General features: G+C 67.0%; 25 protein-coding genes. 9 read left to right on the plus strand and 16 right to left on the minus strand.

Annotation, left to right across the window (positions count from 1 at the left end; translation table 11 throughout):
- Positions 1–366: 366 nt before the first annotated feature.
- From AC1Z32_RS20335 to AC1Z32_RS20345, 3 genes are all read right to left on the minus strand, one after another.
- Positions 367–1257, minus strand: a complete 891-nt coding sequence (locus tag AC1Z32_RS20335; RefSeq protein WP_483480285.1) for a DMT family transporter — start codon at positions 1255–1257, stop codon at positions 367–369.
- Between the two features lie 67 nt (positions 1258–1324).
- The gene (locus tag AC1Z32_RS20340; RefSeq protein WP_483480286.1) at positions 1325–2236 is read right to left on the minus strand and encodes a YihY/virulence factor BrkB family protein; all 912 of its coding nucleotides are present in this window, start codon (positions 2234–2236) and stop codon (positions 1325–1327) included.
- 109 nt (positions 2237–2345) lie between these two features.
- A complete protein-coding gene (locus AC1Z32_RS20345; RefSeq protein ID WP_483480287.1) occupies positions 2346–2516 on the minus strand; it encodes a hypothetical protein in 171 nt (56 codons plus the stop codon).
- Between the two features lie 163 nt (positions 2517–2679).
- Here AC1Z32_RS20345 and AC1Z32_RS20350 point away from each other — a divergent pair, with 163 nt between their 5' ends.
- On the plus strand, positions 2680–4158 hold the full coding sequence (locus tag AC1Z32_RS20350) for an NCS1 family nucleobase:cation symporter-1 (RefSeq protein ID WP_483480288.1): 1479 nt from the start codon (positions 2680–2682) through the stop codon (positions 4156–4158).
- Positions 4159–4165: 7 nt separating this feature from the next.
- Here the strand turns inward: AC1Z32_RS20350 and AC1Z32_RS20355 are convergent, their stop codons facing one another.
- The 3 genes from AC1Z32_RS20355 to AC1Z32_RS20365 all read right to left on the minus strand — a co-directional run bounded on the left by AC1Z32_RS20355 (position 4166) and on the right by AC1Z32_RS20365 (position 5698).
- Positions 4166–4486 carry a hypothetical protein gene (locus AC1Z32_RS20355; protein ID WP_483480289.1) on the minus strand — a complete coding sequence of 107 codons (321 nt, stop codon included), beginning with the start codon at positions 4484–4486 and terminating at the stop codon, positions 4166–4168.
- Between the two features lie 103 nt (positions 4487–4589).
- Positions 4590–5180: a hypothetical protein gene (locus AC1Z32_RS20360; protein WP_483480290.1), complete on the minus strand. Its 591-nt coding sequence runs from the start codon at positions 5178–5180 to the stop codon at positions 4590–4592.
- A gap of 74 nt (positions 5181–5254) precedes the next feature.
- Positions 5255–5698: a diacylglycerol kinase gene (locus AC1Z32_RS20365; protein ID WP_483480291.1), complete on the minus strand. Its 444-nt coding sequence runs from the start codon at positions 5696–5698 to the stop codon at positions 5255–5257.
- A gap of 189 nt (positions 5699–5887) precedes the next feature.
- On the opposite strand from AC1Z32_RS20365, the gene AC1Z32_RS20370 reads away from it, so the two are divergent.
- Positions 5888–6157 (plus strand): hypothetical protein, encoded by a 270-nt coding sequence (locus AC1Z32_RS20370; RefSeq protein ID WP_483480292.1) that lies wholly within the window; start codon positions 5888–5890, stop codon positions 6155–6157.
- A gap of 132 nt (positions 6158–6289) precedes the next feature.
- Positions 6290–7306, plus strand: coding sequence for a dicarboxylate transporter/tellurite-resistance protein TehA (tehA, locus tag AC1Z32_RS20375; protein ID WP_483480293.1), 1017 nt, complete (start codon positions 6290–6292; stop codon positions 7304–7306).
- Between the two features lie 50 nt (positions 7307–7356).
- On the opposite strand, the gene AC1Z32_RS20380 is transcribed toward tehA, so the two are convergent.
- The 6 genes from AC1Z32_RS20380 to AC1Z32_RS20405 form a co-directional block, all read right to left on the minus strand.
- Complete coding sequence (locus AC1Z32_RS20380; RefSeq protein WP_483480294.1) at positions 7357–8139, minus strand: 3',5'-cyclic-nucleotide phosphodiesterase; 783 nt, start codon at positions 8137–8139, stop codon at positions 7357–7359.
- A gap of 31 nt (positions 8140–8170) precedes the next feature.
- A complete protein-coding gene (locus tag AC1Z32_RS20385) occupies positions 8171–10399 on the minus strand; it encodes a CHASE2 domain-containing protein (RefSeq protein WP_483480295.1) in 2229 nt (742 codons plus the stop codon).
- 55 nt (positions 10400–10454) lie between these two features.
- Complete coding sequence (locus tag AC1Z32_RS20390; RefSeq protein WP_483480296.1) at positions 10455–11117, minus strand: FecR family protein; 663 nt, start codon at positions 11115–11117, stop codon at positions 10455–10457.
- An 8-nt stretch (positions 11118–11125) separates the two neighbouring features.
- Positions 11126–12892, minus strand: coding sequence for a ShlB/FhaC/HecB family hemolysin secretion/activation protein (locus AC1Z32_RS20395; protein ID WP_483480297.1), 1767 nt, complete (start codon positions 12890–12892; stop codon positions 11126–11128).
- Positions 12865–15171 (minus strand): two-partner secretion domain-containing protein, encoded by a 2307-nt coding sequence (locus AC1Z32_RS20400; RefSeq protein ID WP_483480298.1) that lies wholly within the window; start codon positions 15169–15171, stop codon positions 12865–12867. Before AC1Z32_RS20400 ends, AC1Z32_RS20395 begins: the two co-directional genes overlap by 28 nt.
- A gap of 165 nt (positions 15172–15336) precedes the next feature.
- On the minus strand, positions 15337–16254 hold the full coding sequence (locus AC1Z32_RS20405) for a LysR family transcriptional regulator (protein ID WP_483480299.1): 918 nt from the start codon (positions 16252–16254) through the stop codon (positions 15337–15339).
- 235 nt (positions 16255–16489) lie between these two features.
- Here AC1Z32_RS20405 and AC1Z32_RS20410 point away from each other — a divergent pair, with 235 nt between their 5' ends.
- The 3 genes from AC1Z32_RS20410 (at position 16490) to AC1Z32_RS20420 (ending at position 17739) form a co-directional block, all read left to right on the plus strand.
- Complete coding sequence (locus AC1Z32_RS20410) at positions 16490–16837, plus strand: hypothetical protein (RefSeq protein ID WP_483481698.1); 348 nt, start codon at positions 16490–16492, stop codon at positions 16835–16837.
- A 30-nt stretch (positions 16838–16867) separates the two neighbouring features.
- Positions 16868–17122 carry a hypothetical protein gene (locus tag AC1Z32_RS20415; protein ID WP_483480300.1) on the plus strand — a complete coding sequence of 85 codons (255 nt, stop codon included), beginning with the start codon at positions 16868–16870 and terminating at the stop codon, positions 17120–17122.
- Between the two features lie 83 nt (positions 17123–17205).
- Entirely contained in the window at positions 17206–17739 is a 534-nt protein-coding gene (locus AC1Z32_RS20420) for a cupin (RefSeq protein WP_483480301.1), read from the plus strand.
- Position 17740: 1 nt separating this feature from the next.
- Here AC1Z32_RS20420 and AC1Z32_RS20425 read toward each other — a convergent pair whose 3' ends face one another.
- Entirely contained in the window at positions 17741–18691 is a 951-nt protein-coding gene (locus tag AC1Z32_RS20425) for a DMT family transporter (RefSeq protein ID WP_483480302.1), read from the minus strand.
- 334 nt (positions 18692–19025) lie between these two features.
- On the opposite strand from AC1Z32_RS20425, the gene AC1Z32_RS20430 reads away from it, so the two are divergent.
- Together AC1Z32_RS20430 and AC1Z32_RS20435 are read left to right on the plus strand one after the other, a co-directional pair.
- On the plus strand, positions 19026–19490 hold the full coding sequence (locus AC1Z32_RS20430) for an ElaB/YgaM/YqjD family protein (protein ID WP_483480303.1): 465 nt from the start codon (positions 19026–19028) through the stop codon (positions 19488–19490).
- Between the two features lie 98 nt (positions 19491–19588).
- Positions 19589–20044: a response regulator gene (locus tag AC1Z32_RS20435; RefSeq protein ID WP_483480304.1), complete on the plus strand. Its 456-nt coding sequence runs from the start codon at positions 19589–19591 to the stop codon at positions 20042–20044.
- A 75-nt stretch (positions 20045–20119) separates the two neighbouring features.
- Here AC1Z32_RS20435 and AC1Z32_RS20440 read toward each other — a convergent pair whose 3' ends face one another.
- Complete coding sequence (locus tag AC1Z32_RS20440) at positions 20120–20395, minus strand: DUF1488 family protein (protein ID WP_483480305.1); 276 nt, start codon at positions 20393–20395, stop codon at positions 20120–20122.
- Positions 20396–20604: 209 nt separating this feature from the next.
- Complete coding sequence (locus AC1Z32_RS20445; RefSeq protein ID WP_483480306.1) at positions 20605–20823, minus strand: FmdB family zinc ribbon protein; 219 nt, start codon at positions 20821–20823, stop codon at positions 20605–20607.
- A 140-nt stretch (positions 20824–20963) separates the two neighbouring features.
- On the opposite strand from AC1Z32_RS20445, the gene AC1Z32_RS20450 reads away from it, so the two are divergent.
- Positions 20964–21509, plus strand: coding sequence for a DUF4142 domain-containing protein (locus AC1Z32_RS20450; RefSeq protein WP_483480307.1), 546 nt, complete (start codon positions 20964–20966; stop codon positions 21507–21509).
- A 45-nt stretch (positions 21510–21554) separates the two neighbouring features.
- On the opposite strand, the gene AC1Z32_RS20455 is transcribed toward AC1Z32_RS20450, so the two are convergent.
- The gene (locus AC1Z32_RS20455) at positions 21555–22253 is read right to left on the minus strand and encodes a carbonic anhydrase (protein ID WP_483480308.1); all 699 of its coding nucleotides are present in this window, start codon (positions 22251–22253) and stop codon (positions 21555–21557) included.
- Between the last annotated feature and the right edge of the window lie 225 nt (positions 22254–22478).

Raw genomic sequence — 22478 nt, forward strand, 5'->3', positions numbered from 1 at the left:
CAGCCTGCGCTGTCCGGCCCATTTTTGCCAATCAATGTAACTCGCACCACATACCGCGACAATCAGGGGCGGCGATGAGGCGTCGAAAAAGAAGTCGCGGACGCTTTCGCGCGATGCCGGCGCGGCGCGCTCCGGGGGCGCCCGACACACCGACGCGCGGCGCTTTCCCCACTTGGCGTCACGCCACGGCGATACTTATTCGCGCACTACATCAGCAGTTTCCGTTCCCGCCCCGTTTGATGGATCGCGCATGCATCATTCTTCAGAGGAAGTTCCCGCTCGTATGTGAGCTTGCGCACATACGAAGCACGGCGGCCCGTGAAACGCGCGGGCGAGCACCGTTCAGCGGGGAATCGGCGGATCGCGTCAGTGGCGCTTCGGCAACACCACGAGCGCAATGCCGCCGAGTATCGCGACGGAACTCGCCACGAGCCGCGCCGTGAGCGTCTCGCCGAGCAGCAGGACGCCGCCGGCCGCGGTGATGACAGGCACGCTCAGTTGCACCGTGGCGGCCGTCGCGGGCCTCAGGCCTTTGAGCGCCGCGTACCAGACGACGTAGCCGAGCCCCGAGGTCAACGCGCCGGATGCGGCGGCGTAGGCGAAGCCCGGCGCATCGAAGCGCGCGTGCGCGAACGCGAGCGCCGACACTGCCGCCGCGAAGGGCAGCGCGCGCAGGAAGTTGCCCGCCGTGGCGGCGACCGGATCGGCCTGGCCGCGCCCGCGCAGCGAGTAGACGCCCCAGCCGATGCCCGCGGCGATCATCAGCGCCGACGAAAGCGGATCGGGCGCGGCCAGCCCCGGCAGCACGAGCCACACGAGCCCGGCAAGCGCGAGCAGCAGGCCGGTCCATTGGATCGCGGCAAGGCGCTCGCCGATCGCGATGCCGTAGCCGATCATCGTCGCCTGCACGGCGCCGAATAGCAGCAGCGCGCCGGTGCCTGCCGCGAGCCGCACATAAGCATAGGAAAACGTCACCGCGTAGCCGATCAGCGCCAGCGCCGAAGGGAGGCTTCCCGCGCGCCGCATGCTGCCTGGGCCGCCGCCGCGCACGCACAGAATCACCCCCAGCACGAGCGCCGCCGACGCGATGCGTACGAGCGTGAAGCTGGCCGCATCGATTTGCGTGCCTTTGAGCGCGAGCCGGCACAGGAGCGAATTGCCCGCGAAGGCGAGCATCGCGACCACGGTCAGCATGACGATGCGCGCGCCGTGCGAGGGCGTGGCGGATGAGGCGGCGTTGGACGTGAGCTTGGACATCGGCAGCGCGCTTGGGGAGGGCGCACCACTGTAGCGCACGCGCGCGAGGAAGACATGCTGCGCCGCTTCAATCGGTGGTGAAGCGCTGCGGCGGCGCATCTGCCTCGATGCCGAAGCGCTCGAATTCGGAGATCACCTGCGCGCCGAAGAGCAGCAGCGTCGCGAGCGCTTCGAGGCTGAACAGCACGACGATCGCCGTCGTCAGCGAGCCATACACGACGCTCACCTGCGAGAGCGTCGCGAAGTACCACACGAGAAAGTGCCGCGTGATTTCCCAGAGCACGGCGGCGGTGATGCTGCCGAGCAGCGCGAGCCGTATCGACGGCCTGCCGACCGGCATCACCATGTAGATCGACGTGAGCACGAAGATCTCGCCCGCGAAGCCGAGCAGATAGAGCAGGAGCCGCGACACGCCCTTCAGCGACACCTCGACGCCGAGCAGATCGATGCTGCTGGTGCCCATCGCCTGCAAGCCGTTGGACACGAGCGTGACGATCAGCATGCCGACGCCGAGAAACAGGATGTAGCAGTAGGGCAGGAGCGCCGAGAGCAGAAAATGCCGGCGGCGGATCGCAACGCGATGCACGAAGATCACCGACATTGCGTTCTCCAGCACCGTGAAGGCGAGCGAGCTGAAGAAGATCATCGTGACGAGCAGCAGCCAGCCGAGCACCGCGCGATGCGCCAGAAAGTTGGCGAGCTCGCGCACGATCGCGCGCGCCTGGCCCGGCACGAGCCATTCCAGCAAATGCGTGAGCGCGTCGAGCAAGGCCTGCTGTCCGACGAATTTCGACAGCACGATGACGATCAGGATCAAGAGCGGAACGATCGACAGCAGCGCGTAGTACGCGACGGCGCCCGCGAGCAGCAGGCCCTGATTCGCGCGGAAGGCTTTCACCGTGCGTATCGCGAAGCCGAGCGGATGGCGCGCGACGCTTCTCACCTGCGGGCCCAGCACGGGGCCGAGAATCTTCGACATGGGACCTCCGCGGCGCGAGCGCTGCCCATCCCTTACGGACCGACACGCGGTACGAGCAAGTTTCGCACCTGTAAGGCATGCGCGCAGCGGAGAGGTCGAAACGCGCGCGTCAACCCGGCCGGCGGGCCTCGCTGCGCGCCGCGGCCTGCTGCGCGGCTTCCTCGAACGCAAGATCGAGGATGGCGTCGACTTCGCGCGCCGGCAAGTTGGCGGCATCGACGTTGCGCAGCCGGCAAAACAGCGCGAGCGCCTCGGCCGCGGCGGCGAAGGCAATGTTCATGTCCCGTGAATCAAGGCGTTGTTTTCTCATGCTCCGCATAACGGCAGCCGCCCGGCCGGACTTTAATGTGCGGCGGTGCAGCGCGCACGCGGTTTCACCTTCGGTTTTTGATGGATTAATCTAGGTGCATAACACGAGCCCGTCGAAGGCTTTGGAGGACATCATGGCCGCATCCCACGCAACCTCCGCCGACGACATCGCGCTCGGCGCCGACGCGGAAATCGTCAACGCCGACGAGCGCCTCTACAACCACGACCTCGCTCCCGTGCCGCGCGCGAAGCGCACCTGGACCGGCTACAGCATCTTCGCGATGTGGATGTCGGATGTGCACAGCGTCGGCGGCTATACCTTTGCCGCGAGCCTCTTTCTGCTCGGCATCTCCGGCTGGCAGGTGCTGCTCGCGCTCACCATCGGCATTCTCGTGGTCTATGTGCTGATGAACTGGGTCGGCAAACCGAGCCTCAGGCACGGCATCCCGTTCCCGGTGATGGCGCGCGTCTCGATGGGCGTCATGGGCGCGAATCTCGCCGCGCTGATTCGCGGCGTGGTCGGCATCGTGTGGTACGGGGTGCAGACATATTTCGCGTCGAAGGCCGTCGTGACATTGCTGCTCCTGTTCGTGCCGTCCGTCGCCGCGTGGCGCGACACGAGCTTCCTCAGGCTCGACCTGCTCGGCTGGGTGGGCTTTCTCTTCATGTGGCTGTTGCAGCTCATCATCTTTCAGCGCGGCATGGAGATCATCCGCAGGTTCATCGACTTCTGCGGGCCGGCCGTGTATGTCGTGATGTTCGTGCTGATGGGATGGATTCTCTATCGCGCGGGTCTCGGCAGCCTGAATCTCACGCTCTCCGGCAAGGTGCTCACCGGCGACGAACAACTGCACGCGATGATCAACGCGATCCTGCTCGTCGTGAGCTATTTCGCGGCGCTGCTCTTGAACTTCGGCGACTTCTCGCGCTTCGCCAAGAGCGAGCGGCAGATGAAGATCGGCAATTTTCTCGGGCTGCCGTTCAACTTCGTTGCGTTCGCGATCATCACGGTGATCGTCACGGCGGGCAGCGAGAAGGTGTTCGGCACGATGATCATGGACCCCGTCGAGATCGTCTCGCGCATCGAGAACAAGGTGTGGGTGGCGATCGGCAGCATCACGTTCATCATCGCGACGATGGGCATCAATATCGTCGCGAACTTCGTCTCGCCCGCGTATGACATCGCCAATCTCTTTCCGAAGCACGTGGACTTCAAGAAGGGCGGTCTGATCGCGTCGATTCTCGCGGTGGTCGTGTGCCCGTGGATCTTCGTCGACAGCCCGAAGGCGATCACGATTTTCGTGTCCGTGTTCGGCGCCGTGCTCGCGCCGATGTACGGCGTGATGATGTCCGACTACTACCTCGTGAAGCGCCAGCAGGTGAGGACCGCCGAACTCTACACGATGCAGCCCGGCGGACGCTTCTACTACGACGGCGGCTGGAACAAGGTCGGGCTCGTGGCGCTGATCATATCGGGCGTGATCTCGGTCGGCTGGGAATTGTCGACGCAGATACTCAAGCTCCTGCCGCCGAACAATCTCGGCTGGCTGATCGGCGCGGCGGCGGGTGCATTGCTCTATGTGCTGTTCATGCGCATGGCCCACCGAAAATAGAACGGCTTCATTTCAGCCATTTGCGCACGTCCTGCTCCCATTCGGGCTGACCGCAGTTCGGCGGATTCTCCGGGCCGAGCACGGTGATGTAGCCCTTGTCCTTCATGCACGCCTCGTAGGCGCGCACCTGCGTGCAACGGCCCGCGCCGGCCTTCTTCGCGGCGGCCTTGCACGCGGACATCGAGTTGTCCATGCCGCTGAAGTCGGCGTCGCCTTCGTTGTTCAAAGATGGCGGGTTCGCGCTCGCCGAGAATTCGACGGGCGTGCTGCAGGCGGCGAGAAGGAGCACGGCGAATGGAAGAAGGCGCGAGCGAAGAGGTCGGTTCATCGGCTTGAATTCCTGTCGTTGAGGGCTTATTGAAGGCGCGGGATTCGCCGCCCATTATTCTGCGCCGTCGTCGGGCGCGTCGACACATTCGCATCGAAGCGATTCAACCGCGCCGCGCTTCCCACAGCAGCCACGCCGCCGCGATGCCCATGCCGCCGAACGTGAGCGGCCCGCCCGGCCACGCATGCGTCTTGAAGATCGCGATGCCGAAGCTCGCGATCACGAGCAGCAGGAGCGGCGGCCACGAACGTCCGTCTTCGCGCAACGCGACGGCGGCCGCCGCCGCGCCCACGCTCAACGCGGTCGATCCCAGCACGGCGAAGAGCGGCAGCGCGAGCGTGGGCGCGCTGCCGACGACGGGATGCGTCCAGACCGCGTCGATGGCCATGCGCCACGCGTTCGCATCGCCCGAGGCACGCGCGGCCTCGACGAAGATGCCGACGACGACGCCCGCCGCCGTATCGAAGGCAATGTAGCTCGTCGCGAACACGAACATGGCGATGCGGCACACGACCGGCGCGATGCCCGGAAGCCCGCGCACCAGCGCCGCGATAGCGATGGCCGCGAGCGCGAAAAGCGGAATCTGCGCATAGTGCACGGCAAGCCATGCGTTGACGTCGAGCTGCATCAGATCGTGCGGATGCGGATGAAACACTTCGACGACCGCGAGCGCGATGAGGGATGCGGGGATCATCACGATATCCGCCGCAGTGGGCCAAGCATGAGAGAGGGACGCGTGCATGACTCCTCCCGATGAATCTTCCGGTTCTACAGATGCCCGCGCAGCCAGTGCCATGCCAGCGGCCCGCAGATGACGCCCCAGGTCATCGCGGCGATCACGAGCGCGACGGTCACAGCCGCGCTGCCGCAATCCTTCGCGCGTCCGGAGAGTTCGTGATGCTCGAGCGAAATGCGATCGATTGCCGCTTCGATGCTGGAGTTGATGAGTTCGACGAGCAAAACCAGCAGCACCGACGCCGCGAGCAGCACGCGCTCCGTCGCGCTCACATGAACGAACGCGGCGATCGGCAGCAGCACGGCGGCGGCGCACGCTTCCTGACGGAACGCGCTTTCCTCGCGCCACGTCGCGACGAGGCCCGCCCACGAATGACGCAGTGCAAAGACGCCGCGCAGGAGGCCGCGGCGCTTGCCATGAGCCTTCTTTGCGGATGTCGACGAGGAACGCGAGGTGGACGAAGTGGGACGGTTCATGGAGATCATGTTACCGCTTGCCCGTCGTGGGATTCCACGCGTCGAGGCGAAAACGTTTGCTGGGTCCGTAACGCACAAAGCGACCATGATTCGGCTTGTCAGGGCAATGACCGGCCCTTCATACTGACGCGCAATCGTGATGCGAAAGCGCTCACGTCCATAAGAAAAAGAGAGCCGGGGAAAACCATCATGAAGTCACGTTTTACCGCTGTTCATTTGCGCCCGGTCGAGCTCGCAGACCCGCATCTCGCGCATCTGTACATGGAGTGCGTCGATGCCGAGACGCGTCTGTCCGGTGCAAGCAGGGTCGCGGCGGTGGCCGTGTTCGAGGCACGCGAAAAGACGCTCGCGAACTTGTGGGCGCGTCTCGATACGCTCGACCCGAAGCTATGCCGTGAACTGAAGCACGCGGTGAACGACTGGCACGATATCGCGGTGAAGCTGCGCGGCGGCGAGTGATACGACTTTGAGACGCGCGAGCAGACGAACGAGACGCTGCGACATTCGCGCGCGAGGCCGCCGCCACTAACCTTTCTCCAACGACGCAACGAGCGCGTTTCGCGCTTTCGGCGGACTTCAAGGAGAAGGGCAATGAACGTCAACAATGATACGAACAATGGCGCGCGCAACGCTGCACCGATGCCGGTGGCGTTCTTCGGCATCGCGGTCGGCGCGCTCGCGCTCAGCGGCGCATGGCGCGCGGCGGCCCGCGTGTGGCCGATTCCCGATGCCGTGCCCGCGCTGCTGACGGCGCTTGCGCTCGTCGTCTGGCTCGCGCTTCTGATCGCCTATGGGCGCAAGTGGCTCGTCGAGCGCGAAGCGGCGAGCGCCGAAATGCGTCATCCGGTGCAGTCTTCGTTCGCGGTGCTCGTGCCGGTGTCGACGATGCTCGCTGCGCAAGCCGTGCAGACGTATTCGCGCGGTGTCGGGATTGCGCTGTTTGCAATCGGCGTGTCGGGCTCGCTTGCGCTCGGCGCGTATTTGCACGGACGCTTCTGGCAGGGCGGCCGCAAGCCGGAACTGACCACGCCGGCCGTCTATCTGCCGACGGTCGCACCGAGCTTCGTCGCGGGAACGGCGGCGGCGGGGCTCGGCTTCACGCAGACCGGCATGTTGTTCTTCGGCGCGGGCGTGTTTTCGTGGCTCGCGATCGAATCGATCGTGCTGCATCGCGCGGCGGTACATGAGCCGCTGCCCGAAGCGCTGCGCCCGAGCCTGGGTATTCAGCTCGCGCCGCCGGTGGTCGGAGGCGTGTCGTATCTCGCGATCACGCACGGCGTGCCCGACACGTTCGCTTACATGCTGCTCGGTTACGGGCTCTATCAGGCGCTGATGCTTGCGCGTCTCATCCCATGGATTCGTCAGAACGCGTTCACGCCTTCATACTGGGCATTCAGTTTCGGCGCAGCCGCATTGCCGACGATGGCGATCCGCATGCTCGAACGCGGCGCGACGGGACCGGTGGCGTGGATTGCGCCTGCGGCGTTCATCGCGGCGAACGTGGTGATCGGCGTGCTGATCGCGGGAACGGTGCGCGCGATGGCGCGAGGCGATCTGCTGCCCAACATGGGGGCCATCGAACGCCGCGCGGCGGCGGGCGCGCGCTGAGCGATCCCTTAAGCGCGCAACTAGCTAGCGATGCAACTATCGCCCCGACATCACAACGCCAGCACTTCACCCGCCCGCAACGCCCGTAACGCAACACCCGGCAACGCGGCGCGCAGTTCGTCGATGATCTGCGCGCCGTGCGGCGGTTTCAGATGCGAAATCAGCAGCTCGGCTTGCATCTCGACGCCGCGCAGATCGTCGGCGATGAGCCTCGGACAGTAATGATGCGCCGCGTGCGCGAGGCGGATCTGCGCATCGGGAAATGCGGTTTCGACGATCACGTAACGCAATCCCGGCAACGAAGACACCGTGGCCCAGAACTCCGGATTCGTCGTGGTGTCGCCGCTGAACGCAAGCGACGCCTGATTCGTGGAAAGTGCATATCCCATAGACGGCACCACATGGCGCGCGGGCAAAGCCGTCACGATGCGTCCATTGAGCGTCACACGCTCGCCGGTCTCCAGCGCTTCGAAACACACCCCCGGCGCCTGCGGCGAAGGAATGCGCGTGAAGTCCGGCCAGATCAGGTTATTGAAGACATGCGCGCGCAGGATATCGAGCGTCGCGCGGCTCGCGTGGACCGTCAGCGGCGCGTCGCGCGCATCGCTCACGGCGTCGATCATGAGCGGCAGATACGCGAGGTGATCCAGATGCGAATGCGTGAGGAACACATGATCGATACGCGCGAGCTCGTCGTCGCTCAACACGCCGACGCCCGTGCCGGCATCGATCAGCAGATCGTCGTCGACAAGCAGCGCCGTTGTGCCGCCGGGTTCATGCGCAGCGCCGCCGCTGCCGATCGCGCCGCTACAGCCGAGTACCCGAACGTTCATGATGCAGCCTTGCTGGTCCGCCCCGCCGGTTTCACTTCGTATCGAATGCGCTCACGCTGTCCCAGTCCTCGGGCAATTCGACGCCTCGCAGCGCATCGATACGCTTGCGATAGATCCCATACACCTGTTGTTGAGGATACTGCGCCGCGAGCGTCGCGAGTAGCGTTTCCGCCTCGTTCCACTCGCGCGCGCGATAGTGCGCGAGCGCCGCGTGCCAGCGCGCGAGCGCATCAGCATGTTCGTGCGGCGGCTGCGGCTCGAACACCGCGATCGGCGCGACGCGTCCCTTCACGCGCACGCGGTCGATCTCGCGGAACACCACGTCGGGCACCTGCGCGCGCGTCGCCTCGCCGACGATGATGTCGATATCGAAACGCCGCGTGAGCCCTTCGAGCCGCGCCGCGACGTTCACCGCATCGCCCATCACGGTGTAGGCCTTGCGCACGGACGAGCCCATGTCGCCGACGGTCATCGGCCCCGTATTGATGCCGATGCCGATCCATAACGTCGGCCAGCCGCGCGCCGTCAGCGTGCGGTTCAGATCGACGAGCGCCGCGCGCATGCCGAGCGCCGCCGCGACCGCATGGCGCGCGTGATCCGGATCGTCCACGGGCGCGCCCCAGAAGCCCATGATCGCATCACCGATGTACTTGTCGAGCGTGCCGCGATGCGCGCGTATCACCGCGGTCATCGTGCCGAGATACTCGTTCATCAGGCGCGCGAGCGCTTCCGGCTCGAGCGTTTCGGCGATCGCGGTGAAGCCGAGCACGTCGCAGAACAGCACGGTCAGCTCCGCGCGGCGGCTCGCCATGCTGTAGTCCTCGGGATGGCGGCTCATCTCCTCGACGAGCTCGGGCGGCACGTATTGCCCGAAGAGCGCGGCGAAATGGCGTTTCGCGCGCGCCTCGACGAAATAGCCATACGACATGTTGAGCACGTAGAGCGCGAGCACCGCGAGCAGCAGCGACGCCACCGGAATCGACCAGCCGGGCCGCGCGAACGCGTACAGGTCCGCTGCGACGATCGCCGCGACGAGCAGCGCGCTCAGGAGCGTCGCGCGGGCGGGCGCGCGCCACGGCCACAGGAAGATCATCGCGAAACCGGCGACGGCGAGCGCGAACGCCTGCAACGCCGGGGCGAACGGCGGCTCGAAGCGGATCGTGCCGTCGAGCATGCCGGCGATCAGATTCGCATTCACTTCGACGCCCGGATACACCTCGCCGACGGGCGTCGTGCGCTGATCCATCAGCCCCGGCGCCGTCGTGCCGACGAGCGCGATCTTGCCTGCGAGCGCGCCCGCCGGAATACGCTCTGCGAGCACATCGGCGATCGAGTAGTACGGAAAGCTGCCCGCCGCGCCGCGATACGGCACGAGCGCCGCGCCGTTTTCATCGACGGGAACGATGCGCGCGCCGCGCGGCGTCGACAGCGCGAGGCCCGCGAGCGGCGCGGCGGGATCGGCGGGATCGTCGAAAAGCGGCGCGACCGAAGCGTCGCCGAAGAGCGCGCGGATCACTTCGAGCGACAGCGCGCCGTACACGCCGTCGCGGTGTGCGGTGACGAGCGGCACGCGGCGCACGGACCCGTCGAAATCGATCACCGGATTGAAATAGCCCGCGCGCCGCGCCGCCTGTTGCAGCGCGGGAAGATTGCCGCCGTAGCTCGTCCAGTCGAAAAGCGTGAGCGGATGCGCGCCGAACGCGCCCGCGCTCATGAGGGGCGCGGGAATCGCGCCGCTCGATGCATCCTGATTCGAGAAGTAATAGCCGAGCACGACGGGATGGCCCGCGAGCGCATCGGCGAAGCGCCGGTCGTAGTCGAGGCGCGGCGCGAGTGCGTCGAGCGCGCGGCGATAACCGGCGTCGTCCGCGAGCGCGCCGCGCGCGAGCTCGTCGAGCACGGGAAGGCCCGAACTCGCGTCGGGTTCCGCGAACACCATGTCGAAGCCGAGCACCGCGATGCGCTCGCGCGCGAAGAGCGCATCGACGAGCGCCGCCATGCGCGCGCGGTCCCACGGCCAGCGGCCGAGCTCGGCGAGACTTTTCTCGTCGATGTCGAGTATCGCGATGCGCGCATCGGTCGTGCGCGGCATGAAGAGACGCACCTTCGCGTCGTAGATCATCGCGTCGAGCGCATCGACGAAGCGGATGTCGTAGCGCGCGAGTGCGTGTCCCGCGAGCGCGACGACGATCGCGAGCCCCAGCGCCCAGCGCGCGCCCGAGCGTCGCAGCACGAACGCGAGCGGCTCGCGCGTGTTCATCGCGCCGCCCGCGTCTGCTCGTCCGCGATGCCGTGCGCTTTCATCGCGGCGCCCGCTAGCGGCACGCCGCCGACGGCACCACCGGCGTGACCCGCGATGCCGGCAGCACGTGGAACGGCAGCCGCGCGTTGATGACGATCGTGCCTTCGCCCGCGCGCACGATCTGCCTGTCGACCTGATTGATCACGACGATCTGCCCGTCGTAGACGACGATCTGATCGCCCTTGCAGTCCGCGTTGCCGCCGGGCTCGAGGTTGGCGCAATCGGTGACGGAGTACTCGGTGCCGCGTATGCCGATGGTCGAGGTCGGCGTCTTCACGCGATAGTTCTCCGGCTTGCCTTCCTTCGCGACGAGCCCGTCGACCGCGCGCAATCCGCCTTTGACGAGCGAGAGAAAACTGCGGTCTTCCTGCGGCGCGTTCGCCGCGTAATGAAAATCGTCGACGCGAAACACCGAGCCGGGCTTCAGATAGACGCGCTGCCTGTCGGTGAAGATCATCACGATTTCGGACGCGACGCCGGTCTGCACGGTGTCGCCGTTGTCGATGCCGCCGCCGACCGCCGCCACGCGCTGCGCGCCGCCCGCCGACTGGATAGCGACATTGCCGACGAGCGCGGTGATCGTCGCGACCGGCTCCGCGCATGCGGCGCGCGCGGCCAGGAGCAGGAGCAGCGGGAGCAGCGGGAGCAGCAGGAGAAGGCGTCGGGCGCGCGTCATGATCGGCCTCAGAAGGACTTCGTAAGCGCGATCCAGAAGCGGTTCGCGTGGCCGGTGCCGAGCGTCGGCGGCACATGGCCGAGCGTGTGCGCGTAGGACATCGAGAGCAAATAGTCGTGCGGCGCGGTAAAGGTCGCGCCGACGCCAAGCCCCGAGAGCCGCACGTGATTGGTGCCCGGCACGACCGGATGCGCGACGATCTTGCCGTCGGCGGTATCGATGAAACCCGCCAGCGTGACGAGCACCGGCACGAGCGATTGCCTGATCGTCTGCCGCAATTCGAAGGTCGCGATATACGCTTCGTCGACGGGCGCGTCGCCGGTCGCGTAGGCGCGCACCGCATACGGGCCGCCGAGCGAGATCTGCTCCGACGAATCGAGATTGCGCGAGCTCGCCTGGCCGGTCAGCGAAAAGTAGAGCTGCGTGCCGTTGGCCTGATCGCCGATCACGTGCATGTGCGTCACCGCGAACACGAACTTCGTGAACGAGCCCGCGATCTGCGACGCGATCTGCTCCTGCTGCGGCGACTTGTAGCGCAGATTGCCCTGCTGGATGCTCGTATCGAATGTGGTGATGCTCTTTTCGAGCGTGAGATTGCCCGACAGCCCGAGCCGCCCTACGTCGCTCGTCTTGTCGCTGACGGAATCGAACGCGCCCAGGTGATCCGACAGCAGCTTGTGGTCGTAGCCGAGCGTCGTGTACACGTTTGCCGACGGCGCGCGCAACAGCGGATAGCTGACAAAGGTGGAGAACACGTTCGCGCTGCCGTAGGCGTCGAGCTCGTCGAACTGGCCGCCGACGGAGTACGTCGAGCGCGTATAGCCGATGCCCCACGCGAGCCCGCTGCCGCCCACCGGCACCGTGTAGCCGATATTGCCGTAGAACTGCCCGGTGATCGACCCGAGCAGCCGCGCGCCCAACTGATCGCCGATGCCGAGCGGATTGTTCCATTGCAGCGCGCCGATCAGCCGCGCGGTGCCGGTCGTCGTCTGGCCGTAGTTGTCGGCCTGCACGCTGCCGGACAGCGGCCGCGCCTGCGGCATCTGCAATGTCATGTCCGATGTGCCGGGCAGAAGCCCCGGCGAGATCGTCGCGTTCGCGCCCGTCGTGCCGGCGGCGTCCTGCGCGAGCAGCGTCGCGCGGGTGAGGGCGTGCTCGTCGATCACGTCGCCCGGCTTGAGCGTGTCGAAGAAGCGCGCGATGACCGGATCGCGCGTGCGCGACCGGTTGTCGATGCCGATATGCCCGTAGCGTCCCTCGCTCACCGCGATGCGCACGACGCCGTTATCGATCTGCTGCGGCGGCACATACGCGCGCGCGACCAGATAGCCGTGCCGGCGGTAAAACGCGCTCACGCGATCGGCTGCGTTTTCGAGATCGTCGAGCGAACGATCCGGGCCGATGACCGGGCGCGCGACATCGGCCAGTTCCGCCGCTGAAAAGAGCGTGTTGCCGGTGAACTCGAAGCCTTTCACCTCGAAGCGGATGCCGCCCGGCGCGCTGGATGCGGGCGGCGGCTCGGGCGCGGGCGTCACGTTCAGGCGCAGATCGGACGGCGGCGGCGGCACGGGCGCTTGCTGCTGCTGCTCGCGCAGGGTGCTGCCCGCGTTCGGCAGCGCCTGTGCGTGCACATCGCGCATGTCGCGCGCACAGGCCGCGACGAGCGTCGCGAACAGCACGGCGAGCCGCCGCGCCGCGATGCGCCGGCATCGTGCGTGAGGCCCGAAGCGTCGCACGCGGCGCGCCCTCACATACGGCATACGTGGCCGGGCCATGCGTCGTCCGGCAGGCGGCTGCCGTCGCTCGACGAATCGGTGCGCTGCCGCACGAGCGGCGCGGACTCCGGCTGGAGGCCCGGCGTCGCGTCGAAGAGATGTGGGGGATTGGCGGCGTCCGTGCGCACGGAATCGAGAATGCCGGGCAGCGCCGCCACGGTCGTCACGACCGATTCCGGCGGCTGCGGTGTCACGGGTTGTTGGGGCGGCGTGGGCGGCGCCGGGGGAACGGGCGGCGTCGGCGCGCCGGCGATGTGCAGCGTGCCGCCTTGCGTCGTGATCTTGTAGCCGGTCGGGCCGCCCGTCGCCGTGATCGTGATCGCGTAGGTGCCGCTCGGCGCGCCCGGCGCCGCGCCCGTGCTCGTCACCGTGAAGACGAAAGGTTCGTGAACGGTCGGGCTGTCCGCGAAGGCATTGCCGTACTTCGCGCCGTTGTAGCGCAGCGCGATCGTGACGTCGTTGGGGCCGAGCGTGTGCGGCGTGGCGAACGGCACGTCGATGTTGATCGCCGTCAGTGTGACCTGCTGGAGCGCGTTGAAGGCGAAGCGGTTGCCCGGTGACGCCGCGGCGCGCGGATCGGCGCCGCCCGTGTAGGCGTCGCCCCAGAGCGCGAGGTTGCCGCTTTGCAGGCCGCCGAAGGCGTCGGTGTCGGGCGAATCGGTGTAGACGAGCCAGCGGCCGTTCGGCGCGGAAAGCGCCCGCGAGCCCGCGCGATTGTCGAAGCTCGCGGCGGCGAGCGTGATGGCCGTGCCGCTCGCGCGGCTCGTGACCGGCGCGGCGAGCGTCAGCGACGGCGCCGTGAGCGTGACCGCGCCGCTCGCCGACACGCCCGTCAGTCCGGCGACGCTGCCGATGGTGAGCGGCGCGCTATCGTCGACGGCGACCGTGGCGGCATCGGCGGCGAGCGTGCCGATGCGATTGCCCGCGTTCGTCAGCCGATACGTGCCGCCGCCTTGCAGCGCGACATTGGCCGCTTCGATGGGCGCGCGCTGCGTGGTCACGCCGGCCGTCGTCATCGACAGCGTGCCGCGCGGCGCGCTGATCGGCGCATCGAGCAGAATGCCGCTCTGCGCCGCGAGCGAAAGCGTGTTGGCGCCGCGCCACGCGACGGGGCCATCGATCAGCACAAAGCCGAACGGCTCGAAGCCCGAAGGCGCGGCGGCACTGATCGACACATTGGTCGATTCGAGCACGCGCGAGAGCGTGGTGCTCTGGATCGTGCCGAAGCGCTGCCCGAAGCGGTCGCCCGAGCCGACGAGCGCAGCGAAATCGCTCGCGATGCGCCACGTTCCGGTTCGCCCCGATGCCGCCGCCGTCGTGACCTGCGCATCGGGCGCGACGCGCACCTGCGTGCCCGCCGTCTCGATAGTGCCGCCGTTGCCGCCGCCTGGCGCGGACGCGTCGAGCGTCCCGCCGACCTGCACGATGCCGCTCTCCGCGACGAGCCGGATCACGCCGTTCTGGTTCACGGCGCTACGCGCGCGGATGACGCCCGTGTTGTTCACGACGTTCGCGAAAAGCGCATCCTCGGCGCTCGCGGCGAGCCATGCCTGACCGCCATCGGCCTGAATCAGTCCGTGATTGGCGGCGAGCGCGTGCAGTGCGCCGCGTTCTACCGAGAGGCCGATCATGCTGTGATCGCCGAGCGTCACCGCGATGCGCTCGCCCGCCGCGAGCGCGGCGAACCCGCCGGGCGAGTCGATCGTGCCGGCGTTGATCGCGCGCGCGCCGATCAGCGCGACATAGCCGCCCGGCGCGCTTTTGATCGAGCCGAGATTGACGACCGCTGCACCGTCGTCGTGATGGTGATGATGCCAGCGCTCGCCGCCCGCGAAGGTGTAATGGCCGCTCATGAAATCGTTCGTCGAAAGATTGAGCGTCGACGCGAGCAGGCCGCCGACGTTCACCTGCGCGCCCGGCCCGAAAATCACGCCATTCGGATTGACGATGAAGACCTGCCCGTTCGCGTCCAGCCTGCCGAAGAGCGCCGAAGGGCGCGGCCCGGTGACGCGATTGAGCGCGATCGCATTCGCGCCGGGCTGATTGAACGTGATGGATTCACCCGGGCGCGTGCTGAACGAATTCCAGTCGATGGCGAGGCGGCCGCTGTTCTGCTGAATGGTCGTGTTCGCGCCCGCGCTCGTGACCGAGCCGGCGCCCGCGACGACGCGCCCGCCGCTCGGCCCCGCATGCGCAAGCGCGAAAGCCGCGCCGAGAAGCGTGGCCGTGCAGAGCCGCAGCGCGGGGGACGCGATGTTTGTGCGCAGAGTCTTGATCATGTCGGCCGACTCCTTTCTGTTGCGGTGCATCGTCGTCAACGAATGCAGGCGCACCATCAAGCAGTTTAGTGTTCCGAAGCATGCTTGCAACTACGCGTTTAGATGCGCCGGCTCACGCATCCGGGCAGTTGATTTGTATTAGGGATGCGATGTTTGCCGGCGCGCTCAGGCCGGCTCGTTCGCGAGCGTTCCTTCGACGAATTCGCGCAGGAACGCAACCCACGTCCGGATCTTCGCGTCGAGATACTGGCGGGACGCGTACATCGCGTAGATGGTCATCGTCTGGAGTTCCCACTCGGGCAGCACGCGCACGAGCGCGCCGCTCTGCAGCCACGGCAGCGCCGCGAGCATGGGCAAGGGCGCGATGCCGAGGCCGTTCGACAGCGCGACGGCGAGCGCGTCGGCGGAATTCACGCGCAGGCGGCCGGGGTCCAGCTCCATCTCGACCTGTCCGCGCGGGCCTTCGAAGGTCCATCGGTCGACGGGGAAGAAGGTCGTCACGAGTTGCAGGCACGCGTGGCTCGACAGATCGCCGATATCGCGCGGGATGCCCGCTTTCTTCAGATAAGCAGGCGATGCGCAGAGCACGCTCGGCATCGAGCAGATTTTCGTGGAGACGAGCGCGGAGTCGGGCAGGGTGGACGTGGTGACCTGCAGGAAGACGTCGTAGCCTTCGTCGAGCATGTCGGGCACCTGCTGCGACAGCGTCAGCTCGACGCGCACCTGCGGATGCGCTTCCAGATAGCGCGTGAGCGCGGGCACGACGTAATGCTGGCCGAAGGTGATCGGCGCATGCATGCGCAGCACGCCGCTCGGGGAAACCTGCGCGTTGCTCGCTTCGGCCTCGGAGAGATCGACGAGCTCGAGCACTTCCTTGCAGCGGGCGAGATAGCGGTTGCCGGCGTCCGTGAGCGCGACGCGGCGTGTCGTGCGGTTCAGAAGACGCGTGCGCAGATGCGTCTCGAGCTCGGTGACGGCGCGCGACGCCTGCGCCGTGGTGATATCCATATGCTGCGCCGCGACAGTGAAGCTCGATGCTTCCGCCACCCGCGCAAAGATCCTCATGCTCCGCAACAGATCCATCGTCCCGCCGTCCGTTTGACGAAGCCGGAACTATCCCACGGCGGTGCAAGGCCGCGCAACCCGCGCACGGGCGAGCGTGCTCACGCGCGTTTCCGCACATTCGTTTCAGTGTTCACATCTGTTACATGGCTTGTAACTCAGCGCGTAAAAGGCGCGGCTAACATGGATTCATGGCCGGATATGAATTCAGGATCGCATGGCGGTCTTCGTGACGGCGTTCCAAGAAGAGGAAGAAATGAACATCAAGGGCTTGGTCGGGATCGGAATCGCGCTGTCGGCAGGGCTTGCCTGCGAAGCGGCGATGGCGCGCGTGAGCGTCGGCATCAATCTCGGGGTTCCCGTCGCTCCCGTTTATGCGGCGCCGGTGTATGCCGCGCCTGTCTATGCGCCGCCCGCGCCCGTCTACGTGGCGCCGCCGCCTCCGCCCGTCGTGTATCAGCCGGCCCCGGTCGTCGTCGCGCCCGCGCCCGCCATCGTAGTGGGATGGCATGGCGACCGCTACTGGGATGGCTACCGCTACTGGGGACGCCGCGACTGGTATGCGCATCACGGCGGCGGTTACTACGGCTATCGGCACTGGTAAGCGAAGGGAATCGGGGAACGGGGCATCATCATGAAAAATTCAACTCGAACTCGAACCGGCGCGCGCGTCGCGCGCTCTTTGATCGTGCCCGCCGCGCTGGTGCTGGCGGCGGCGCTCGGCGGTTGCGTCTACGCGCCGCCTTACGGCTACGCGCCCGCGCCGGCATACGGCTACGCACCTGCTTATGGCTATGCGTATGGGCCGGGATATTACGCGGCGCCGTCGGTGTCGCTCGGAATCGGCTTCAGCGGCGGCGGAGGCGGCGGGCACTGGCACGGCCGCTGATGCGGGCGACGGCCGAATAGCATCGAGCCGCACTGGAACGTCTGTTGCTGCGCTTTCTCCGACCTCTCAGGAGAAAGCGCAAGATGGCTGAGCAAACCGTAAGCTTGCTCGCGCGAAACGCGCGCTGCGAGCATTTCATGCTGCCGCCAAACGGCTGGGTGCCGAATAACACGCGCCTGCCGGTGCTCGTATGGCGCGGCGCGATCGATCCGCACGCGGCGGACCTCGCCGCCCGTTTCGAGGCCCTGTTCGCGCAGAACGGCTGGCCGCCGCAATGGCGCGACGGTGTCTTCGATTATCACCATTTCCATTCGACGGCGCATGAGGCGCTCGGCATCGCTTCGGGCGACGCCGAGCTGATTCTCGGCGGCCCGCACGGGCGCGTGATTGCCGTCTGCGCAGGCGATGCGCTCGTCCTCCCCGCCGGCACTGGTCATTGCCTGCTGACGGCAGGACGCCGCTTTCAGGTGGTCGGCGCGTATCCGCCGGGCCAGCAATGGGATATCCGGCGCGAAGCGATCAGCGAGCCGGAGCGCATCGCGATGGAAGAGCTGCCGTTTCCGAGGAGCGATCCCGTCGCCGGAGAGGACGGGCCGCTCGCGCGTCACTGGCACTGAATCACGCCTTGCTTTCCTTCGCGCATTGCGTCCGGCGCGCGCCCATCAAGGGCATGCGCTTGACCACGCCCGTCGCGAGCGCGGTGCCGACCAGCACGATCGCGCATGCCGCCGCCATGCCCATCGAGACCCGCTCGGCGAGGAACAGCGCGCCCCACAGAATGCCGAAGATCGGGATCAGGAAGGTGACGGTGATCGCGCGGGCGGGGCCGACCACCGAGATGAGATGGAAGAACATCATGTACGCGACGCCCGTGCACGCGACGCCCAGCCCGAGCACCGAGCCCCACGCGTGGAGCGACACCGTGCCAGCCGGCCAGAAGACGATCGCGAAGGGCAGCAGCACCAGGGTCGCCGCGCTCATCGTGCCGGCGGCGACCGTCAGCGAATCGACGCCCATCAGATGCTTCTTGGTGTAGCTCGCGGCAACGCCGTAGCTGGCCGACGCCGCGAGCGCGGCGAGGGCGGCGAGTGCGGTCGTCATCGGCGAGACGGGAGCAGCGCTCGCTTCATGCGCGAACATCTGGTCCCAGACGAGCGCGAGCACGCCCGCGAAGCCGATCGCGAGGCCCGCGATACGCATGCGCGTCAACCGGTCGTCGAGCCAGAAGAAGGCGACGATCGCGCCCCAGAGCGGCGTCGTCGCGTTGATGACGGACGTGACGCCCGCCGACAGCGTGAGCTCCGCATACGCGAACAGGCAGAACGGCGCGGCGGAATTCAGGACGCCGACGACGAAGAGCGGCCACGCGCGCTCGCGCATCGTCGATAAGGCCTGGCGCGCGGTGCCGCGCAGCACCAGCATCAGAAGCAGAAACGCCGCGCCGATGCCGACGCGCAGCGCCATCAGCGGCGCGACGCCGAGATCGGTCACGCCGACGCGGATGAACAGGAACGAACCGCCCCACAGCGCGGCAAGGATGAACAGCTGAACGAGATTGACGGGATTCATGGCTGGCTTCGCAAAAGGAGTCGGAAAGCGAAGCCATCGTAGCGGCGCGCGGCCAGCCGACGTTTCCGCGCGGCGTGAAACGAAAGATGCAGCGCTGGCGCGCGGCTCGTGTTGCGCCGCCTCTTTCGGGACACGCGCCCGGCTTCGCTCTACGCCACGGATCGTAGGCGCGCGCGGGCGTGCCGGCAAACGAGCAATTCTCACCGTTATGTGAGAAAAATTGCCATGTGCCGCGCGGGCCGGGTGGCCACTATCGGGCGGGTTGCCGGCGCGCGCATTCGGTGCGACTCTTGCATCATCGGAAGGCGGTGGACGCAGTGAACGGGAGATAACCATGGAAAAGGCAAACGGCAGCGCATCCACGATCCGGACGATACCCACGGGCGATCCGCCCATCGCGCGCCGCACGGTCGCAAGCGCGATGGAAGCGGCGCTCACGCCCGGCATGACGCACGGGCAGGCCGCGAGCGTGACGCCGCTCGCGCCGGGTGCGGCGCACAAGCCGGCGATGTACGCGCCGTATCACGTGCACGGCAGCGTGCTCGAGGGCGGCGACAGCCCGACCGTGCTCGCCCAGCCCGCCGCCGCCAGGGCCGAAGGGCAGGGCAGCGAGTTCCATCCGGCGCGGCCGGTGCCGCGCCGCGCGCGCGCCGCGCTCGCGGATGCGCAGGATGTCGTCGCGGCGCGTTATCGGCAGGCAAGGGCAGGCACCGAGGATTACGTGCACGAGAACCCCTGGAGGTCGATCGCGCTGGCGGCGGTGGGCGGGCTGATCGTCGGTTTGCTGGCTGGGCGCTGAGCGTCGCATCGGCTCGCACCGGCATGATGGAGTAAGCGGGCCTTAACCTTGCTGGACTAGCGGTACCGGCACGGCGCCAATCGCCGTGCCGCGCCGATATGGAAGAACGATCGTACGATCTCTGCACCGAACGGTGCGAAGTATGGAACCCGTTGACCTCGGCGCTGGCCGGTACGCGGCGCGTTCTGATCGTGCATTCCGAATCGAACGTCGGCGATTCCTTCGCGCTCCTGCTCGCCATGCGCGGCTTCGAGGCCGTGCAGATCGGCGATACCGACAGCGCATTGCAGTTCGTCCGCACGTGGCGGCCGCAGGTGTTGTTCGTCGATACGCTCATCGGCGACGCACACGACCACGCGCTGGCGCGCACGCTGCGCGAGGCGCTGGCGAAGGAGCCGGTGGAAGGTGAAGTCCAGTTGCTGATCGCGCTGGCTGCCGATGCCGCCCGCGACCCGCGCGATACGCTTTTCGATGCGGGCTACGACGGCTTTTGCAGGACGCCGTGCCCGGTCTGGTGGATGTTCGACGTATTGAAGTGCTTCTATGCGCGCTGATTGCGCTGACGCGGGGCGGCGAATCCTGGCGATACGCTCACGATGCGCTGACGATGCGCCGCCCGCTGCGCGGCCTCAGACCGCCCGGGACGCCTTGAAATCGTTCGTTTCCAGCTCGACCGACTGACCGCCGTTGCGCTCCAGTGCGCGCCGGGCCGCGTCCTCGATCTGCACGCGTCCCCCTTCGAACGCGGAGAGGAGATCGTGCGAGGACGTTCCGCTGTTGCCGAAGTGATCGTTGAGCGCATCGAGGGAGACGCTGCACCAGACCTCGCGGCCCTCCACCTTGGCCTCGAACGCGACACGCGCTGCCGCCACGACATGACGCCGCCCGCTGAACTCTATCGTCATCCTTATCACCTCCTGTTATTCGATCGGAACACGCTAAGCGCGATCATCGCAAGCGCCGCAACGACCCGCGGCCCGCGATGGCGATGCCCTCGACTGCGCGCGGCTTGCGCGCCACGCACCGTCGTCTTGCATCATACGCCCGCCCCGCGCGAGGCGGGCGCCACGCTGACTTTGCAATGGCTGTGCCCGGGCGGCCGGCCCGGCTCGCCCTAGCGGCAGCAGAGACAGCCGCCGCGATGCTGCATGCCGTAGCTGCCGGCATCGTCGGCGCCGGACGGACTCGCGCCGCCCACGCTCGGCGCGCCGATGGTCACGCGCGCGGCGATCGCGCCGCATTGCGGGCAGGCCGCGGGTTCGTCGCGCTCGGCGATGCGGCGGACGGCTTCGAATGCGCCGCAGCGCGCGCACTCGTAATCGTAGACAGGCATGGCGTTTCCACTCGATTGCAGATTGCGTATTGATCCAGTTTAACAAGCGTGTTGCAAGCGGTTTACGTTCCCGGCCCCGATGCCCCGTGGCACCGCCATTGCTGAAAAAGAGGCGGACCTATTTTGCTCAAGGAGGCCTCATGAAACGCAATGCAACGCTGTGCGCGGCGCTCGCTTCGACCCTCATCGCCGCTATGCCGCTTGCCGCGCTCGCGCAGACCGAGGCGGCCAGCACGACGATGGCGAATGACCTGCCGCCTGTCGACAAGGCTTTCGTGCAGGCCGCGTCGGCGGCGGGATCGACGGAAATCGACGCCGCCAAGCTCGCCACGAAGCAGTCGCAGGACAAGGACGTCAAGAGCTTCGCGCATCACATGATGGTCGATCACACCAAGCTCACGATGCAGCTCAAGATGGCCGCGTCGCACGGCGTGACCGTGCCGAAGGACAACTCCGATCCGGCCGTGCTCGATTCGCTGAAGTCTTTGCACGGCAAGGAGTTCGACGCCGCGTACATTCAGAAGGTGGGTGTGGAGGGACACCAGGAAGCCGTCCAGCTCTTCCAGAAGGAAGCCCAGGAAGGGCAGAACGCCAAGCTGAAGCAGGCCGCGCAAAAGGCGCTGCCGACGATTCAGGCGCACCTGAAGATGGCGCAGGATCTCGCCGCGAAGAAGGGCGTGCAGTAACGCGCCGCGCCGCGCGCCGCCCGTGCGCGCGGCTTCGTGAATCGGTCAGCGCGCGTCCTTGCGCAGCATCCGCAGACGCGCTTCTTCCAGCGATTCGAACTTGCTGTCGGTTTCGTCGAACACCGACACCTTGCCGCGTCCGATGTCGTACACCCAGCCTTGCACCTGCAGCTTGCCGAGCGCGAGCCTTCCGGCGACCGCCGGATGGGTGCGCAGGTGCGTCAGCTGCAGGCGGATGTTCTCCTCGACCATCGCCTGGACGATGCGCTCCTCTTCCAGCTTTCGCGCCATCACCACACTGCGCGCGGCTTCGGCATTGCGCAGCCACGCGTGCACGGTCGGCATTTCATCGGCGATGGTCGCGCCCGACGCGAGACCTTTCATTGCGCCGCAATCCGAATGTCCGCAGATCACGATCTGTCGCACATTGAGCGCGAGCACCGCGTATTCGACCACCGCCGACACGCCGCCGAGCATCTCGCCATAAGCCGGCACGATATTGCCGATGTTGCGGCACACGAAGAGCTCGCCGGGGCGCGTCTGCGTGATCATTTCCGGCGACACGCGCGAATCCGCGCAGGTAATGAAAAGCGTGTGCGGGGTCTGCCGGCGCGCGAGGCTCTTGAAGAGCGCTTCGCTGTCGGGGAACACGAGGCGGCTGAAGTCGTCCGCGCCCTGCAGCAGATACAGGAGATCGGGCGTCTCGGCGCCGTCGCGTTCTTCGATCGTGGATTTGTCGGGCATGATCTCGCCTTTGGTTGTGCGGTCGCAGCGCGCGCCCCGCGCGCCGCCTCTAGCCGAAAGCTTGCGGGGTTTTGAGATGGATCGCAAGTCGGCGTTGCTCATGCCCGGCATGTGCGCGGGCGTAGTGCAGTTTTGCGGTCCGCTCCCGATGTTTTATTTCGTTTCGCGCACCATTCAATGTTTATTGACGAATTCGCTTCGCGGCTCTGTTAGCTTTACCCTGAT

The organism is Caballeronia sp. 11_S32, from assembly GCF_056930355.1.

What these genes read in the sequence shown, in the direction of transcription:
- AC1Z32_RS20335 (WP_483480285.1), bottom strand. Translation starts at nt 1,257, where the DNA reads ATGTCCAAGCTCACGTCCAACGCCGCCTCATCCGCCACGCCCTCGCAC.
- AC1Z32_RS20340 (WP_483480286.1), bottom strand. Translation starts at nt 2,236, where the DNA reads ATGTCGAAGATTCTCGGCCCCGTGCTGGGCCCGCAGGTGAGAAGCGTC.
- AC1Z32_RS20345 (WP_483480287.1), bottom strand. Translation starts at nt 2,516, where the DNA reads ATGAACATTGCCTTCGCCGCCGCGGCCGAGGCGCTCGCGCTGTTTTGC.
- AC1Z32_RS20350 (WP_483480288.1), top strand. Translation starts at nt 2,680, where the DNA reads ATGGCCGCATCCCACGCAACCTCCGCCGACGACATCGCGCTCGGCGCC.
- AC1Z32_RS20355 (WP_483480289.1), bottom strand. Translation starts at nt 4,486, where the DNA reads ATGAACCGACCTCTTCGCTCGCGCCTTCTTCCATTCGCCGTGCTCCTT.
- AC1Z32_RS20360 (WP_483480290.1), bottom strand. Translation starts at nt 5,180, where the DNA reads ATGATCCCCGCATCCCTCATCGCGCTCGCGGTCGTCGAAGTGTTTCAT.
- AC1Z32_RS20365 (WP_483480291.1), bottom strand. Translation starts at nt 5,698, where the DNA reads ATGAACCGTCCCACTTCGTCCACCTCGCGTTCCTCGTCGACATCCGCA.
- AC1Z32_RS20370 (WP_483480292.1), top strand. Translation starts at nt 5,888, where the DNA reads ATGAAGTCACGTTTTACCGCTGTTCATTTGCGCCCGGTCGAGCTCGCA.
- tehA (WP_483480293.1), top strand. Translation starts at nt 6,290, where the DNA reads ATGAACGTCAACAATGATACGAACAATGGCGCGCGCAACGCTGCACCG.
- AC1Z32_RS20380 (WP_483480294.1), bottom strand. Translation starts at nt 8,139, where the DNA reads ATGAACGTTCGGGTACTCGGCTGTAGCGGCGCGATCGGCAGCGGCGGC.
- AC1Z32_RS20385 (WP_483480295.1), bottom strand. Translation starts at nt 10,399, where the DNA reads ATGAACACGCGCGAGCCGCTCGCGTTCGTGCTGCGACGCTCGGGCGCG.
- AC1Z32_RS20390 (WP_483480296.1), bottom strand. Translation starts at nt 11,117, where the DNA reads ATGACGCGCGCCCGACGCCTTCTCCTGCTGCTCCCGCTGCTCCCGCTG.
- AC1Z32_RS20395 (WP_483480297.1), bottom strand. Translation starts at nt 12,892, where the DNA reads ATGGCCCGGCCACGTATGCCGTATGTGAGGGCGCGCCGCGTGCGACGC.
- AC1Z32_RS20400 (WP_483480298.1), bottom strand. Translation starts at nt 15,171, where the DNA reads ATGATCAAGACTCTGCGCACAAACATCGCGTCCCCCGCGCTGCGGCTC.
- AC1Z32_RS20405 (WP_483480299.1), bottom strand. Translation starts at nt 16,254, where the DNA reads ATGGATCTGTTGCGGAGCATGAGGATCTTTGCGCGGGTGGCGGAAGCA.
- AC1Z32_RS20410 (WP_483481698.1), top strand. Translation starts at nt 16,490, where the DNA reads ATGAACATCAAGGGCTTGGTCGGGATCGGAATCGCGCTGTCGGCAGGG.
- AC1Z32_RS20415 (WP_483480300.1), top strand. Translation starts at nt 16,868, where the DNA reads ATGAAAAATTCAACTCGAACTCGAACCGGCGCGCGCGTCGCGCGCTCT.
- AC1Z32_RS20420 (WP_483480301.1), top strand. Translation starts at nt 17,206, where the DNA reads ATGGCTGAGCAAACCGTAAGCTTGCTCGCGCGAAACGCGCGCTGCGAG.
- AC1Z32_RS20425 (WP_483480302.1), bottom strand. Translation starts at nt 18,691, where the DNA reads ATGAATCCCGTCAATCTCGTTCAGCTGTTCATCCTTGCCGCGCTGTGG.
- AC1Z32_RS20430 (WP_483480303.1), top strand. Translation starts at nt 19,026, where the DNA reads ATGGAAAAGGCAAACGGCAGCGCATCCACGATCCGGACGATACCCACG.
- AC1Z32_RS20435 (WP_483480304.1), top strand. Translation starts at nt 19,589, where the DNA reads ATGGAAGAACGATCGTACGATCTCTGCACCGAACGGTGCGAAGTATGG.
- AC1Z32_RS20440 (WP_483480305.1), bottom strand. Translation starts at nt 20,395, where the DNA reads ATGACGATAGAGTTCAGCGGGCGGCGTCATGTCGTGGCGGCAGCGCGT.
- AC1Z32_RS20445 (WP_483480306.1), bottom strand. Translation starts at nt 20,823, where the DNA reads ATGCCTGTCTACGATTACGAGTGCGCGCGCTGCGGCGCATTCGAAGCC.
- AC1Z32_RS20450 (WP_483480307.1), top strand. Translation starts at nt 20,964, where the DNA reads ATGAAACGCAATGCAACGCTGTGCGCGGCGCTCGCTTCGACCCTCATC.
- AC1Z32_RS20455 (WP_483480308.1), bottom strand. Translation starts at nt 22,253, where the DNA reads ATGCCCGACAAATCCACGATCGAAGAACGCGACGGCGCCGAGACGCCC.